We start from the raw sequence: 13,913 nt of genomic DNA, 5'->3' as shown, positions 1-13,913 counted from the left end.
GCAGCTGTTTTCAGCTGCTTTTTTTGTTAGTTCTTCATTCTTGGGTCAAGTGCATCCCTTAATCCATCACCCATTAAGTTAAAACCTAGAACCGTAAGCATAATCGCAAGCCCAGGGAAAATCATCGTCCATGGAGCCTGTATTAGATATGCCTTAGCATCAGAAAGCATTTTTCCCCATTCAGGATTTGGCGCCTCTGCACCAAGGCCAAGAAATCCAAGGGCAGCACATTCAATGATTGCTGTTGCGATGGCAAGTGTTCCCTGTACAATAATCGGAGCCATGCTATTTGGGAGCACATGCCTGAAGAGAATCCGGCTGTTGCTCATTCCGATCGCTTTTGCGGCCATTATATATTCTTCCTGTTTTACACTCAGCACCCTTGAACGAATAAGTCTGCCAAAGTTAGGAATATTGATTACCGCAATGGCAATCAGGGCATTTCTCAATGATGGGCCAAGCACTGCCACAATCGCAATGGCCAGCAAGATGCTTGGGAAAGCCAGCATGATATCGAAAATGCGGGAGATAATTGTATCAACCCATTTGCCATAATACCCTGCTACTACACCTAAAAGGCAGCCAACTACAATAGATCCGATTACGGCCAGAAACCCTACCCATAAGGAGATCCTTGCCCCATAAACAACTCTTGAGAAGATATCCCTGCCGAAGTCATCCGTTCCAAACCAATGCTCGCCTGATGGTGCCTGAAGCCTTTTTGACAGCATTTGCTCATTAATTCCCTGCGGCGCAATAAGCGGTGCAAATACAGCCAGAAGAATGAAAAATAATACAATAATGGTGCCAATTAAAGCCAGTTTATTTTTTCTAAAGCTCCTCCATGCTTCCACCCAGGGGGAAACTGCTTTTTCTTCAGCTGGCATAATAGGCGGCTGAAGGTCTTTTTGTGTTGAAAGTTCCAAGTCCGTTCCCCCTCCTTAATTATATTTAATGCGCGGATCGATTGCTGCATACAGCAAGTCCACAATTAGATTGATCATGACAAAGATAAATGCAATGACAAGTATGCCTGACTGGATAACAGGATAGTCGCGATAATTGATAGCCTCATAAATATAACGTCCGATACCCGGCCAGCTGAAAATCGTCTCTGTTAAAATCGCTCCTCCAAGCAATAGTCCCATTTGAAGACCGATAATTGTAAGAACTGGAATGATGGCATTCTTTAACGAGTGCTTATAAACGACCCAGAACATTCTTAAGCCTTTTGCCCTCGCCGTCCTGACAAAATCAGATCTCATTACTTCAAGCATCGTAGAACGTGTAATTCTCGCAATGATCGCCATTGGAATTGTCGCCAGGGCAAATGCCGGCAGAATCAAGTGTCTGATAACATCCCAGAATTGATCCATTCTTCCCTGCAGGAGGGTATCAATCATATATATGTTCGTAATGGCCGTAATCGGATTTCTTACTTCTTCCCTTCCTGAGGTAGGAAGCCAGTCCAGCTTAATGGCAAATGCCCACTGCTCCATTAAACCAAGCCAGAAGATTGGCATGGAAACACCAATAAGTGCAAGCACCATTGCCACATAATCAAACCAGGAATTCTGATACCATGCACTGATGATTCCGGCATTCACACCGATAAAAACAGCAATTAACATGGCAACGAATGTAAGTTCAATTGTTGCAGCCAGATACGGCCAAATTTCCTGGCTAATTTCTGTTTTCGTACGGAGTGATTCTCCAAGGTCCCCCGTGAAGAGCCCGCCAAGGTATGTAAAATATTGAAGGTACCAAGGCTGATCAAGCCCCAGCTGCTTCGTTAATTCCTCTACTGCTTCTTTTGTTGCCAATTGTCCCAAGATAATCTGTGCCGGATTACCAGGAATTGCCCGAATCATAAAAAAGACGATAAGGGAAAGCCCCAGCAAAACTGGAATAAGGGAAAACAAACGTTTTAGTGTATAGGACAGCATTGCCATTTCACCTCTCTTGAAGGTTGTCTAAAATTTGTTGGAATAGAAAAGGGAGCTACAGAACTGTACTCCCTTTTCCTTGAATATAAGAAGTATACTTATCTCACTTGAAAAGCATCTTATTTAAATTCTACAGTTGCCAGTAAATCAGAACCTGTTGGATGCGGCTTGAAGCCTGTGATATCAGCCTTGCCCGCAAGGATTGGCCTTGAGTGGACAAGCGGAATCCATGGAGCATCTTCTTTGATCAGAACCTGAGCCTGTTTGTAAAGCTCTTCACGCTCTGCCTGATCCGCACTAGCCTGAGCCTTTACAAGCAATTCATGCACCTCAGGGTTTTCATAGTAAGTGTAGTTGTTGGAGCCGATGCTGTCCTGGTCAAGAAGCACATATAGGAAGTTATCAGCATCCCCATTGTCGCCAGTCCATCCTAATAGGAATGTATCAGCTTCACCATTCTTGGCTTTATCCAGGTAAGTACCCCACTCATAAGTAACGATTTTTGCTTTAACACCGATTGCATCAAAGTTGGCTTGAAGTGCTTCAGCCACTTTTTGTCCATCCGGCATATATGGTCTAGGAACCGGCATTGCCCATAGTTCCATTTCAAATCCATTTTCATATCCTGCTTCTTTTAAAAGTTCTTTAGCCTTTTCAGGATCGTATTCATAATCTACAACATCATCGTTATAGCCAGCTACAACTGAAGGCATTGGGTTTTTCGCAGGCTCAGCTGCACCAGCATAGAAAGCATCAATTAGAGCTTGCTTATCAACAGCATAGTTCAATGCCTGGCGGACTTTCTTATCTTTTAATGGTCCACGGGTGCTTGTCAATCCAAGGTAAGCTACGTTTAATGATGGACGTTCAAAAGTTTGAAGGTCCGGGTTTCCTTCGATTTGGCCAACATCACTGAAGTTAACACCATCGATTAAGTCTACTTCACCTGTAGCCAATGCATTTAGACGCGCAGAGTTTTCTGGAATAACACGGAAGATAACCTCATCAAGCTTTGGAAGACCTTCCTGCCAGTATTCTTCATTTTTCACAAGAGTAATGCGATCGTTTGCTTTGTATTCCTTAAATACAAATGGTCCTGTCCCAACCGGGTTGTGAAGGAACTTTTCACCGTGCTTTTCAATAGCAGCCGGGCTGGCAATTCCAAATGGTGACATTGCAAGGTTCTTTAAGAATGGTGCAATTGGCTTGTTTAAAGTAAATTCAACTGTGTAATCATCTACAGCTTTTACTTCAGAGATCTTGTCTCCGAACTGAGAGTTATAGTAATAGAACTGTTCAGCGTTTCCAGCTTTCCATCTTTCAAAGTTGAAGACAACCGCTTCGGCATTAAAATCAGTTCCATCGTGGAACTTTACGCCTTCACGAAGCTTTAATGTATGCTTTAGCCCGTCTTCACTTGCTTCCCATTCAGTAGCAAGGCCAGGCTGAATTTCTGTATCCTGCTCACCAAATTCAATCAGAGTTTCATAGATGTTTTTTGTAACTTTAAATGACTCACCTTCTGTTGTGATAGCGGGATCAAGCGAAGTAGAGTCACCGCCTCGGCCAAATACTAATGTGCCGCCTGAAGACGTTTCTTCTGTATCTGTACCTTTCTCTTTATCCTTTTCGTCTTTCGTTCCGCTGCTTGAGTTGCTGCTGCAGCCGGCAAGAGCCAGTGACAGAAGCAAAGCTGCAACAAGAAACCAAATGCCATTGCGCTTTTTCATTGTTTTCCCCCTTTTTTCTTTTGCCGGTATCGGCTATTAACCTATTTATCATCCATGCAGTTCTGCCCTTTTTATAGCTCAGCTATAAAGATGGCAGGCTGCAAAGTGACCTGGTTCTATTTCCTTCAGCTGCGGCCTCTCTGTTTTGCAGATCTCCATGCATTCTTTGCATCTTGTATGGAATGCACATCCTGTTGGCGGATTCTGCGGACTTGGAATGTCCCCAGTCAATAGCTCCCTGTCTTTCTTTAAAGTCGGATCAGGGATGGGAACTGCACCAAGCAAAGCCTTTGTATACGGGTGCAGCGGTTTATCGTAGAGCTGGTCAGATGTTGTGATCTCTACTAATCTTCCAAGATACATAACACCAACTCTATCACTGATATGTTTAACAACCCCGAGATCATGGGCAATGAATATATACGTCAGCTGGAATTCCTTTTGCAGATCTTCCAGCAGGTTGAGCACCTGTGATTGAATGGATACATCAAGAGCTGAAACAGGCTCATCTGCAATGATCAGCTTAGGCTTGGTCATCAATGCTCTTGCAATTCCAATCCTCTGTCTTTGGCCGCCGCTGAATTGATGCGGATAGCGCTTGGCATGGTAGCTGCTGAGGCCGACAACCTCAAGCATCTCCCTTACCCTCCGTTTACGCTCTTCCTTATTGCCGATTCCGTGGACAATGAGAGGCTCCTCCAAAATCTGCTCAACTGTATGGCGCGGATTTAAGGAAGCAAAAGGATCCTGGAATACCATCTGCATTTCCTTTCTCATTTTGCGCATTTCCGCCGAGTTGAGGGCAGTCAGATCCTTGCCTTCAAAAACTACTTTTCCCTCTGTTGGTTCTATCAGGCGCATCAGCATTCTGCCCGTGGTTGATTTGCCGCATCCTGATTCACCGACCAATCCAAGCGTTTCACCTTTATTGACGAAGAAGCTGATATCGTCAACCGCTTTCACATCGCCTTGTTTTCTTCCAAACAGACCGCCGGATACTGGAAAATACTTTTTTAACTGATTAACTTCCAACAGCACTTCGGTCATTAATGACACCCCCAGACTCATGCAGGAAACAGCGCACCGTATGCTGTTCTGCTTTTTCGACATTGTAAAGCGGAGGACTTTCCGTCATGCAGCGGTCATGGACAAATTCACAGCGCGCTGCAAAACGGCATCCAGTCTTGATGGAGCCCGGTTTTGGGACATTTCCCGGTATGGAATATAGTCGCTCCTTCTTTTCTCTTACATCAGGCACTGATTGAAGTAGTCCCTGGGTATAAGGGTGCTTTGGGTTTTTGAATATTTCTTCTACCGGAGCCTCTTCCACTATTTTCCCTGCATACATAACAATTACCCGTTCACAGACTTCAGCTACTACCCCTAAATCATGTGTGATCATAATAATAGCTGTATCCAGTTTTTCATTTAGATCCTTCATTAAAGATAGAATCTGGGCCTGGATTGTAACGTCTAAAGCGGTCGTCGGCTCATCCGCGATCAAAAGGCGCGGATGGCAGGACAAAGCCATGGCAATCATTACCCTTTGCCTCATTCCCCCTGAGAGCTGATGGGGGTATTCCTTCATAATCTGCTCTGCCCTTGGCAGTCCAACAAGCTTCAGCATTTCAACTGCCTGCTGGCTCGCGGCTTTCTTTTTTAGTTTTTTATGTAATTTGATTCCTTCTACCAGCTGATCTCCAATTGTAAATAAAGGATTTAATGAAGTCATCGGCTCCTGGAAAATCATAGCCACTTCATTGCCTCTTAATTCACGCATTCTTTTTTCTGATGCATTAACAAGATCTTCTCCATCCAAGAGGATTTCGCCGCCCGTAATTTTTCCCGGGGGCTGTGGAATCAGCTTCATAATGGAGAGTGATGTAACACTCTTTCCACAGCCCGATTCACCTACAATTCCAAGAATTTCACCCTTGTTAACCGAGAAGCTGATATCGTCAACGGCGGGAACTTCTCCATCTGAAGAAAAAAAGGAAGTCCTCAGCTGCTTTACATCTAAAACTGGAGCTTGAGTCACACGGATACTCCTTTCTTGAACGTCCTTTTCTATGAAATGGGACATTTTTAACAATATTGGACCTTAGGTCACTATCTTTTTTTCATTCTATAAAAAAAGATTGGTTAAGTCTACTTATTTTTCTAAATTATTTAAATATAGTAAACATTATATATTTTTAGACATGATTTTGTAAGTAATATCCTACTAATATTTATGAAAAAGATGGAGATTAATGACCGTTATTTGCCGGCAGCTGTTTTAACACTATAGTAATTTAACGCATTGCTATAAAAAAGCGCACAATAAAGCCGGCCCTGTAATAGAGCCGGCTTTTAAACCTAATTTTCAAGCTGCTGAACTTGAAAAAGCTTATAATAATTACCTTGTTTTTTCATTAATTCCTCATGGCTTCCAGCTTCAGAAATTTCACCATGCTCTATCAGGATAATTCTATCCGCATGAGTGATGGTGGAAAGGCGATGAGCCACGATAAAAGTCGTGCGGTCTTTAGCCAATTTTTCTAATGCTTCCTGTATCAGATGTTCACTCTCTAAATCAAGGGCTGAAGTGGCTTCATCCAGCACAAGGATCGGCGGGTTTTTCAAAAAAATTCTCGCAATGGCGATCCGCTGCTTTTGCCCTCCCGAGAGCTTCACACCGCGCTCGCCTACCTTGGTATCATAACCTTCAGGCAAATTCATAATAAATTCGTGGGCATTGGCAGCCTTGGCAGCTTCAATTACTTCATCCTCGTTGGCACCGGGTTTGCCGAGAAGAATGTTTGTTTTAACCGATTCGCTGAACAAAATATTATCCTGAAGCACCATGCCAATTTTATCGCGAAGGCTCCTTACCTTAAATGAACGGATATCAGTGCCATCAAGCAGGATTCTGCCTTCGTTGACATCATAAAAACGCGGAATCAGTCCTACTAATGAGGATTTCCCTCCTCCGCTCATCCCAACAAGGGCAATTGTCTCCCCTGCTGATACATCAAGATTTATTTTCTTTAATACTGGAGGCTCATTCTCATTGTAAGAAAAGCTTACTTCTTCAAATTGGATATGCCCTTTAACATTCCGGCATTGGATTGCATCAGAAGAATCGTCTATATCATATTTCTCATCAATTAATTCGAATACTCGATCCATGGATGCTATCGATTGAGTTAAGGTTGTTGATGAGTTAACAAGCCGTCTCAGCGGGCCGTACAATCTATCTATATAAGCGACAAACGCCATCATGACACCGAGAGAAATTTCCCCCTGGATAACCTGGTATCCTGAATAGCCAATTACTAAAAGCGGTGAAATATCTGTAATGGTGTTAACAACTGCAAATGCCTTTGCGTTCCACTTCGTATGGTCGATCGCTTTTGTCAGGAAATTTTTATTTTGCGCATCAAATTGGGTTTGCTCATAATCTTCAATTGCAAAGCTTTTAACAACTGCCATCCCCTGAACACGTTCATGCAGATAGCCCTGTACTTCTGCAAGAGCCTGAGAACGGGCCCTTGTCAGCTTTCTGAGGTTCCCAAAAAAGTATTTGACTGAAAAAGCATAAAATGGAAATAAAAGCAGAGACACAATCGTCAACGTAACATCCATATTCAGCATAATGACAACTGCTATTAAAATAGTTGCCACATCAAGCCATAAATTCATTAAACCGGTTACTACGAATGTTTTGGTTTGCTCAACATCATTTATGACCCTGGAGATGACTTCCCCTGTTCTTGTATTTGCATAGAACCGGAAGCTTAGCTTTTGAATGTGGGTAAAAAGCTTATCCCGGATATCATATAGAATTTTGCTTGCCACCCATTGGGCAAAGTATTGGCGGTAATACTCAATTGGCGGACGGGCGATGACAAATAAAGCAATCATTACAGCCATAACCATTAAAAGTGTGCTGGTCTTATCGCTTTGGCTTAATGCCTCATTGCCAATAATATCATCAATTACATACTTAATCAGAAGCGGAATCAAAAGTGGAATGGCAAATTTAATGATGCCTATTATAATGGTTCCGATAATCTGAAGCCGATACGGCTTTACGAATTTCAAATATCTCTTTATACTGTCCAACCGGATCGCTCCCCCTCTCTTCATCATGCAGCTTTTTTATATTGGACTATCAGCCGATATTTCCAATTATTTTTTTAAACTTACCCCTAAACCTGGTAATCATGCAGATCTGGACAAAAATAAAAACCTGCTGACTCAAGGTCCAACAGGCGTTTTTTCGGCATTCAGCCATTTTTTAGCGTCTGTAAGTAAGATAACGTTCATACCATATATCAATAAAGTCGGGTGCAAAAGGTCCTTTTCTCTGACGGATCCAATGGATGAGATTGTCAACATTCGATTTAAGGATGCTGTCAATTACATCGGGATAATTCATCTCCTGACGGTGCCGTTCATACTCATCTTCGTCAAGCAGATTGAATGTCATATCCGGATACACTTTAATATCAAGATCATAATCAATATACTTTAACGCTTCTCCGTCAAAAATAAATGGTGAACTGATATTGCAGTAATAATAAACACCATCTTCCCGAATCATTCCAATCACATTAAACCAGTGCTGTGAATGGAAATAACAAATGGCTGGCTCTCTTGTCACCCATGTTCTTCCGTCAGATTCTGTTACGATTGTCCGGTCATTTCCGCCAATCACTAAATTTTGTGTCCCTTTTAATACGGTTGTTTCCTCCCAGACGCGGTGGATATGCCCATTATGTTTATAGCTGTGTATTTGCATTGGTTCGCCTTCGATGGGTACCGCCATTTTTTTCCCCTACTTTCCATTCCGGAAGCTTTGCAACCTGAAAATACTTTTTTTGGCGCCATTTAATAGGCGTCCTCCCCTTCATGCCGGCGTTTACTGCACAGCATGACTCAATACTATCCAAAAGAAAAAGGCAACAAAGTACGATTCCTGTTTTCTACTATTATAACGGTAAAAGGAAATTTTTAAAACAAAGAGCCATTGAAATGTATCAACGGCTTTAAAAAAAGGATATATAGCTGATTTTATAGGTATAGAAGAACAGATGGATTTAGGGAAGGAAAGTTATTTTTAAACAGTTACATTTACTTCCTGATAGGAGCGGATGACCTCTTCGGTCTGTTCCTCAAATATACGATGAATTTCTTTCAGTTCTTCTTTCATCCTTGCAATCTCATACTGTACACTTTCAAGCTCCGTTTCCTGCTGAATTGCCTTCAATTCTTCTTCAATCTCTTGGCAGCGTTCCAATTCACTTTGAAGATAAAGAAGCTTTTCCATCGTTTTCATCTGTTCTGAAACTAAACTGTTAAAGTTCTCCATGTTTGTTTCACCGTCCCCATTATTTTTCCTATCTTTATATTTCGATGCACCTTTTTTTAACCCTTTGACTAGTTATGTTGACTTTATGGAAGTTTTGTCGAAGTGATGATCAGAGATAAAAAATTGACTGGGGACTTTAATTCTAATCCGCACAAAAAAGAAGAAACCGCCCTTTCCATTTAAAAGGCGGTTTCTTTCTTTAAATGTTATTAGCGGCTTTGTTTGCCGGCATTTTGACCTTTACGAGCTTCAGCTTGCTGGTTTTGCTGTCTTACTTCAGCAGCGTTTGTTTCGCTGGCAAATTCAGTTCCGAATTGGCCTTGTCCAGCAGATTGTGCGTTTTGTTGTCTCACTTCTTGAACGTTAGTTCCAGCTTGAGTTTGGTTTGGTTGTTTAGCCATTATAATCACCTCCACGCTCATTAATTTAACCGAGAGCGGAGGAAACTATCCAACTTTTTTAAATACCAAATATATCCATTTTCTCATTAAACAAGCAGTGAAATGCCTCCATCCACAATAATCGTTTGGCCGCGGATCATGCTGGAATCCTCACTTATCAAAAACATTACTGTATTAACCATATCTTCAATTTCCACCATACGCCCTGCAGGAGTTTTGGTCTTTGCTTCTTCGAGAAGCTCTGCACGGTTAGGGAAATGTTTTAAAGCTTCAGTATCAACTGCACCACCTGAAACAGCGTTTACGACGATATTTTTGGGAGCCAGTTCAATAGCCAAGTAGCGTGTCAATGCTTCTAATGCGGCTTTTGAAACCCCCACAGTCGTATAGTTTTCCAGGTAGCGGATCGATCCCAGGGAGCTGATGCTTACTATTTTTCCGCCGCCATTTTTCTCCATCAGCTTTGCAGCTTCCTGTCCGCAGAAAAGCAGAGCTTTGCTGTTAATATTCATTGTCCAGTCCCAATGGGATTCTTCCAGTTCCATTGCCGGGCGCAGTACACCGGATGCTGCATTGTTTACAAACACATCCAGCCTTCCAAATTCACGCTCAATCTCCTGGAAAAGCCCTTTAATTTTTTCTACGTCACCTACGTTTGCTTTTACAACCAGGACTTTTCTTCCCAGTGCCTCAATTTCGGCTGCTGTTTCATTTGCAGCCGATTTGCTGCGTGCGTAATTGATGACAATGTCATAGCCTTCTTTGGCAAGCCTGATGGCCGTTGCCTTTCCAATTCCTCTGCTGCTTCCTGTTATCAGTGCTACTTTTTGTGTCATGATTCAGTTTCCTTTCTGTTATGTATTCCTGTTCCAAACTGTTTTAGGGATTGTTATAACGGGAATTTAAAAATTAAGCTGTTCTCTCTAGTTTGGTGCAAGTGTCCTCCGCTCTAACCAACTCTGCATGTTAAACTTTGTTTGAATTTAACAGCACCAAAATTTTAAAAAACAGCCTAAATAAAACCCCTTACCGATTTCATTTTAGCTTTTTCCATGTATATATGGCAATTCGAATTAAAACACTATTTGTAATCCAAATAAGGAAAGGAAGATGGCAATTGTTTGTCGGACGTGATATGACAGAGCTCTCTATGATGTCAAAATCAGACTGGAAGGACAGTGAGCTTGCTTTTTACCATCATTCATTTCAGCAGATCATGCCTTATTTAAATGCTGAGGGCCAAACCATCCATAGGGAAATCATCGAAGAAATAGAAAACCGCGGCGGCTTGAAAAGACAGGAAGCTGATTATACGCATGGAACCCGGGTAAGCTACGATTAATCATATAGAAAAAGGGGGCACGCCTCCTTTTTCTATCCTCTGCTATCCAAATATTGCTTCCATATTTTCTGGTGGGAAACCGGAAAAGGAAATTCTTTAATTTCTTCAAGGCTGACTAATTTCAAATCATTTTTTTCTTCTTCAAGTATTATTACTTTTCCTTTATACACATTTATGTTCCATGTTAGATGGGAAAAAACGTGTTCAATCTGACCAGTCATTTCTTGTATTTCCACTTCGGCGCCAAATTGTGTGCTGAACACATCTTTCATCTGCTCTTTGTCGCTTACATAAGCAATATTGATTTCTGCCATCGGAAATTCCCAGAGATTAGCAAGAAGGCCTTTTTCAGGCCTTTTGTGTATCAAAATTCTTTCGTGATCATCTATGAGGACAGCTGCTGCTAACTGGACATTTCTTTGCTTCTTTGTTTTAGTTTTTACGGGCAGCTCATGCTGCGTCCCCTCATAAAAAGCAGTACAATGTTCTCTCACCGGGCATAATAAGCATGAAGGTGACGTTGGTGTACAAATTAATGCGCCAAGCTCCATAAGGGCCTGATTGAAATGGGACGGATTTTCATGTGAAATTAATTTTCGGACGGAAGACTCAAAGATCTTCCTGGAAGAAGGCTTGGCGATATCATCCCAGATAGAGAGGATACGCGAAAGGACCCGCATGACATTGCCATCCACAGCTGGTTCCGGTATTCCGTAAGCAATACTGAGAATTGCTCCTGCTGTATAAGGCCCTACTCCTTTTAATGAAGAAATTTCTTTTGGTGTATCTGGAACTCTTCCGCCATATTTTTCATGGACTTCCCGGACGGCCGCCTGAAGGTTTCTTGCTCTTGAATAATAGCCCAAACCCTCCCAGGCTTTTAATACCTTTTCTTCGTCTGCTTCAGATAGATCCTTTACAGTCGGAAACTGTTCAATAAAGCGATGAAAATAAGGAATTACGGTATCCACCCGCGTCTGCTGAAGCATAATCTCGGAAACCCAAACCTTGTAAGGATCCTGGTCCTTTCTCCATGGCAAATCCCTTTGCTCAGCTTCAAACCACCTGAGCAAATCATCTTGAAAACCATTTATATCAACTGATTCAATCGTATTTTGATTAACTTCTTTCAATTTTTAATCCTCCTGATGTTAAACAATCGGAAAATATGGGAATATATTAGTACAGTCGCTTCTTTAATCCTTAGTTCTTGATGATTGAACATTATTCATCAACTCCTTTAAAGGTACCCATATTCAGCTGTTAATACAAGAAATTTGCTGGTACACTAAAAAAGCGGCATCAAGTCCGCTATAGATTAAATCAAACACAAGAATCATGTCCCAAGGAAGGAGGTATTTTCCTCTTGGATACCGGCACACATGTAGTTATGGGGCTGGCGATTGGCGGCATTGCCACTCTTGACCCCGTTGTTGCTGAAAGTTCTGCTACAGCAACAAGTGTCATGATTGGAGCCATAGTCGGTTCACAAATACCAGATATAGATACTGTTTTAAAACTAAGAAATAATGCCGTTTATATTCGCAATCACAGGGGAATTACCCACTCCATACCGGCTGTGCTGCTTTGGCCTCTTGCCATACTTGCAGTTGTTTACCCATTTTTTCCAACAGCAGATTTGCTTCATTTATGGCTGTGGACTTTTTTGGCTGTTTTCCTGCATGTTTTTGTAGACATATTTAATGCTTATGGAACTCAGGCACTTCGGCCCTTTTCTTCCAAATGGGTAGCTTTGGGAATCATTAACACATTTGACCCATTTATTTTTGGGATCCATGTCGCAGGATTATTTATCTGGGCCTTCGGGGCTCATCCTGGTTATACATTTTTAATTATCTATGGCATTATTGTCGTGTATTATCTTCTTCGATTCGCAGCTCAGAGAAGTGTGCTGAGAGCTGTAAAAGTAATTATACCGGATGCCACAGAAATCATCATTGCCCCAACTATGAAATTCAATCAATGGCGAGTTGCCGTGATGAGCAAGCAGCAATTTTTCGTTGGGCGTGCTGTTAAAAACCATGTGAGGATTCTCGATCAATTTAACCGCGTTCCTGTTCCTGAAACACCTGTAATTGAAGCCGCGAAGAAAGACAAAAATCTATCAGCATTCCTATCCTTCTCACCTGTTTACCGCTGGGAAGTGGATGAATATGATGATTATTATGAAGTTCGATTCATTGACCTCCGCTACCGGAGCAATGGACATTATCCATTTGTAGCCGTGGTCCAGCTCGATCGGGAGTTTAACATTCAATCATCCTATACAGGCTGGATTTTCAGTGAGGAAAAACTTCGAAAAAAACTGGATATCATTCCTGGCTAATGAAAACAGGCTGCTAAATAGGCAGCCTGTTTTCAATTCAGCGCATTTTTGTCCTGTTCGAGTAAATGTTTGTATTTAGGATTATTGGCAACAAATTCATGGAGCCTGCTTCCGTGGTTTTCTACCCATTGCCTTACGATTCTTTCTGTCATTTCAGCACCTTTATATTCTCTGCCAGCCTTGGCATAAGTTGCTTCAAAATCTTCCCATAGCAGTTCAATCCATGTCTGGGCCTGGCTTGCTGAAAGCATTTTGTTTTTTTCCAATAAAAGCTCATAAAGCTTTTGCTGGTACTCATTCATAAAAGTCACCTCATTACCATTTATTAATAACCAGTATCCATCATAGCCTTTCGAAAAAAACAAATAATAGTATTACGTGATTGGCTAAGTTGCCGTTCACGCTCTTATTCCGGTTTAGGAGGCTGCTTATGCGCAATAAAGCGAGAAATTTCCCAAATCAAAACAATATAAAATTGGAGGGGGAGCCGCGGGCTAAAGCAGAATATGCTTCACGCCGGGCTGATGGCACAATTAATACGCACCCTCAGGAACGAATGAGAGCTTCATCAAACCGCGAAAGTGACACACCAGAATTTTAAAATACGAGGAGGGCTTGGTTATGGGAAACAGCAAAAACTTTTTTGGGGATAACCCTTATTCCAGTCCATTTACTTCACCGCACTTTAGGCCTAAACGTGCACATTCACAAGTAAATGGTGAGACCCAGCAAACTCAAGACCTCATTATTTTAAAACGGCAGATTCGCAAAAATTCATAAAGTGAGTTAGA

At 41.8% G+C, this 13,913-nt stretch carries 16 protein-coding genes; 4 read left to right on the top strand and 12 right to left on the bottom strand.

Features of this window, described 5'->3' with window-relative positions; translation table 11 throughout:
• Positions 1–26: 26 nt before the first annotated feature.
• The 10 genes from nikC to fabL form a co-directional block, all read right to left on the bottom strand.
• Entirely contained in the window at positions 27–887 is an 861-nt protein-coding gene (nikC, locus tag NR125_RS24270; RefSeq protein ID WP_050807843.1) for a nickel transporter permease, read from the bottom strand.
• 54 nt (positions 888–941) lie between these two features.
• Positions 942–1,946, bottom strand: coding sequence for an ABC transporter permease (locus NR125_RS24265; RefSeq protein WP_009335845.1), 1,005 nt, complete (start codon positions 1,944–1,946; stop codon positions 942–944).
• A gap of 119 nt (positions 1,947–2,065) precedes the next feature.
• Entirely contained in the window at positions 2,066–3,676 is a 1,611-nt protein-coding gene (locus NR125_RS24260) for an ABC transporter substrate-binding protein (protein WP_009335844.1), read from the bottom strand.
• A gap of 78 nt (positions 3,677–3,754) precedes the next feature.
• Positions 3,755–4,723, bottom strand: a complete 969-nt coding sequence (locus NR125_RS24255) for an ABC transporter ATP-binding protein (protein ID WP_009335843.1) — start codon at positions 4,721–4,723, stop codon at positions 3,755–3,757.
• Positions 4,698–5,714: an ABC transporter ATP-binding protein gene (locus tag NR125_RS24250; protein ID WP_009335842.1), complete on the bottom strand. Its 1,017-nt coding sequence runs from the start codon at positions 5,712–5,714 to the stop codon at positions 4,698–4,700. The genes NR125_RS24255 and NR125_RS24250 overlap by 26 nt, the downstream gene beginning before the upstream one ends.
• Positions 5,715–6,034: 320 nt before the next feature.
• On the bottom strand, positions 6,035–7,783 hold the full coding sequence (locus NR125_RS24245; RefSeq protein WP_071155953.1) for an ABC transporter ATP-binding protein: 1,749 nt from the start codon (positions 7,781–7,783) through the stop codon (positions 6,035–6,037).
• 175 nt (positions 7,784–7,958) lie between these two features.
• Positions 7,959–8,489 (bottom strand): nucleoside tri-diphosphate phosphatase, encoded by a 531-nt coding sequence (ntdP, locus tag NR125_RS24240; protein WP_009335840.1) that lies wholly within the window; start codon positions 8,487–8,489, stop codon positions 7,959–7,961.
• 291 nt (positions 8,490–8,780) lie between these two features.
• Positions 8,781–9,032 (bottom strand): YgaB family protein, encoded by a 252-nt coding sequence (locus tag NR125_RS24235; RefSeq protein ID WP_009335839.1) that lies wholly within the window; start codon positions 9,030–9,032, stop codon positions 8,781–8,783.
• A 209-nt stretch (positions 9,033–9,241) separates the two neighbouring features.
• Positions 9,242–9,433: a gamma-type small acid-soluble spore protein gene (locus NR125_RS24230; RefSeq protein ID WP_009335838.1), complete on the bottom strand. Its 192-nt coding sequence runs from the start codon at positions 9,431–9,433 to the stop codon at positions 9,242–9,244.
• A gap of 86 nt (positions 9,434–9,519) precedes the next feature.
• Complete coding sequence (gene fabL / locus NR125_RS24225; RefSeq protein ID WP_009335837.1) at positions 9,520–10,269, bottom strand: enoyl-[acyl-carrier-protein] reductase FabL; 750 nt, start codon at positions 10,267–10,269, stop codon at positions 9,520–9,522.
• 281 nt (positions 10,270–10,550) lie between these two features.
• Between fabL and NR125_RS24220 the strand changes: the two genes are divergently transcribed.
• On the top strand, positions 10,551–10,775 hold the full coding sequence (locus tag NR125_RS24220) for a hypothetical protein (protein WP_019383506.1): 225 nt from the start codon (positions 10,551–10,553) through the stop codon (positions 10,773–10,775).
• A 32-nt stretch (positions 10,776–10,807) separates the two neighbouring features.
• Here the strand turns inward: NR125_RS24220 and mutY are convergent, their stop codons facing one another.
• Complete coding sequence (mutY, locus tag NR125_RS24215; RefSeq protein WP_071155951.1) at positions 10,808–11,908, bottom strand: A/G-specific adenine glycosylase; 1,101 nt, start codon at positions 11,906–11,908, stop codon at positions 10,808–10,810.
• 233 nt (positions 11,909–12,141) lie between these two features.
• On the opposite strand from mutY, the gene NR125_RS24210 reads away from it, so the two are divergent.
• Entirely contained in the window at positions 12,142–13,122 is a 981-nt protein-coding gene (locus tag NR125_RS24210; RefSeq protein ID WP_009335834.1) for a metal-dependent hydrolase, read from the top strand.
• 32 nt (positions 13,123–13,154) lie between these two features.
• Here the strand turns inward: NR125_RS24210 and NR125_RS24205 are convergent, their stop codons facing one another.
• Positions 13,155–13,424, bottom strand: a complete 270-nt coding sequence (locus NR125_RS24205) for a YfhJ family protein (RefSeq protein ID WP_009335833.1) — start codon at positions 13,422–13,424, stop codon at positions 13,155–13,157.
• Between the two features lie 128 nt (positions 13,425–13,552).
• Here NR125_RS24205 and NR125_RS24200 point away from each other — a divergent pair, with 128 nt between their 5' ends.
• Complete coding sequence (locus tag NR125_RS24200; protein WP_009335832.1) at positions 13,553–13,723, top strand: small, acid-soluble spore protein K; 171 nt, start codon at positions 13,553–13,555, stop codon at positions 13,721–13,723.
• Positions 13,724–13,743: 20 nt separating this feature from the next.
• A complete protein-coding gene (locus NR125_RS24195; RefSeq protein WP_009335831.1) occupies positions 13,744–13,902 on the top strand; it encodes a YpzG family protein in 159 nt (52 codons plus the stop codon).
• Positions 13,903–13,913: the final 11 nt, after the last annotated feature.

Origin of the sequence: Cytobacillus sp. Bac17, from assembly GCF_024519925.1 — a bacterium.
Taxonomy (GTDB): domain Bacteria; phylum Bacillota; class Bacilli; order Bacillales; family Cytobacillaceae; genus Cytobacillus; species Cytobacillus pseudoceanisediminis.
Note: the sequence above shows the minus strand (reverse complement) of the source record. Positions and strands in the feature narration are given on the sequence as shown.

Excerpts from the sequence above, each read along its gene's own strand:
- nikC (WP_050807843.1), bottom strand. The coding sequence starts at position 887 with ATGCCAGCTGAAGAAAAAGCAGTTTCCCCCTGGGTGGAAGCATGGAGG.
- NR125_RS24265 (WP_009335845.1), bottom strand. The coding sequence starts at position 1,946 with ATGCTGTCCTATACACTAAAACGTTTGTTTTCCCTTATTCCAGTTTTG.
- NR125_RS24260 (WP_009335844.1), bottom strand. The coding sequence starts at position 3,676 with ATGAAAAAGCGCAATGGCATTTGGTTTCTTGTTGCAGCTTTGCTTCTG.
- NR125_RS24255 (WP_009335843.1), bottom strand. The coding sequence starts at position 4,723 with ATGACCGAAGTGCTGTTGGAAGTTAATCAGTTAAAAAAGTATTTTCCA.
- ntdP (WP_009335840.1), bottom strand. The coding sequence starts at position 8,489 with ATGGCGGTACCCATCGAAGGCGAACCAATGCAAATACACAGCTATAAA.
- NR125_RS24235 (WP_009335839.1), bottom strand. The coding sequence starts at position 9,032 with ATGGAGAACTTTAACAGTTTAGTTTCAGAACAGATGAAAACGATGGAA.
- NR125_RS24230 (WP_009335838.1), bottom strand. The coding sequence starts at position 9,433 with ATGGCTAAACAACCAAACCAAACTCAAGCTGGAACTAACGTTCAAGAA.
- fabL (WP_009335837.1), bottom strand. The coding sequence starts at position 10,269 with ATGACACAAAAAGTAGCACTGATAACAGGAAGCAGCAGAGGAATTGGA.
- NR125_RS24205 (WP_009335833.1), bottom strand. The coding sequence starts at position 13,424 with ATGAATGAGTACCAGCAAAAGCTTTATGAGCTTTTATTGGAAAAAAAC.
- NR125_RS24200 (WP_009335832.1), top strand. The coding sequence starts at position 13,553 with ATGCGCAATAAAGCGAGAAATTTCCCAAATCAAAACAATATAAAATTG.
- NR125_RS24195 (WP_009335831.1), top strand. The coding sequence starts at position 13,744 with ATGGGAAACAGCAAAAACTTTTTTGGGGATAACCCTTATTCCAGTCCA.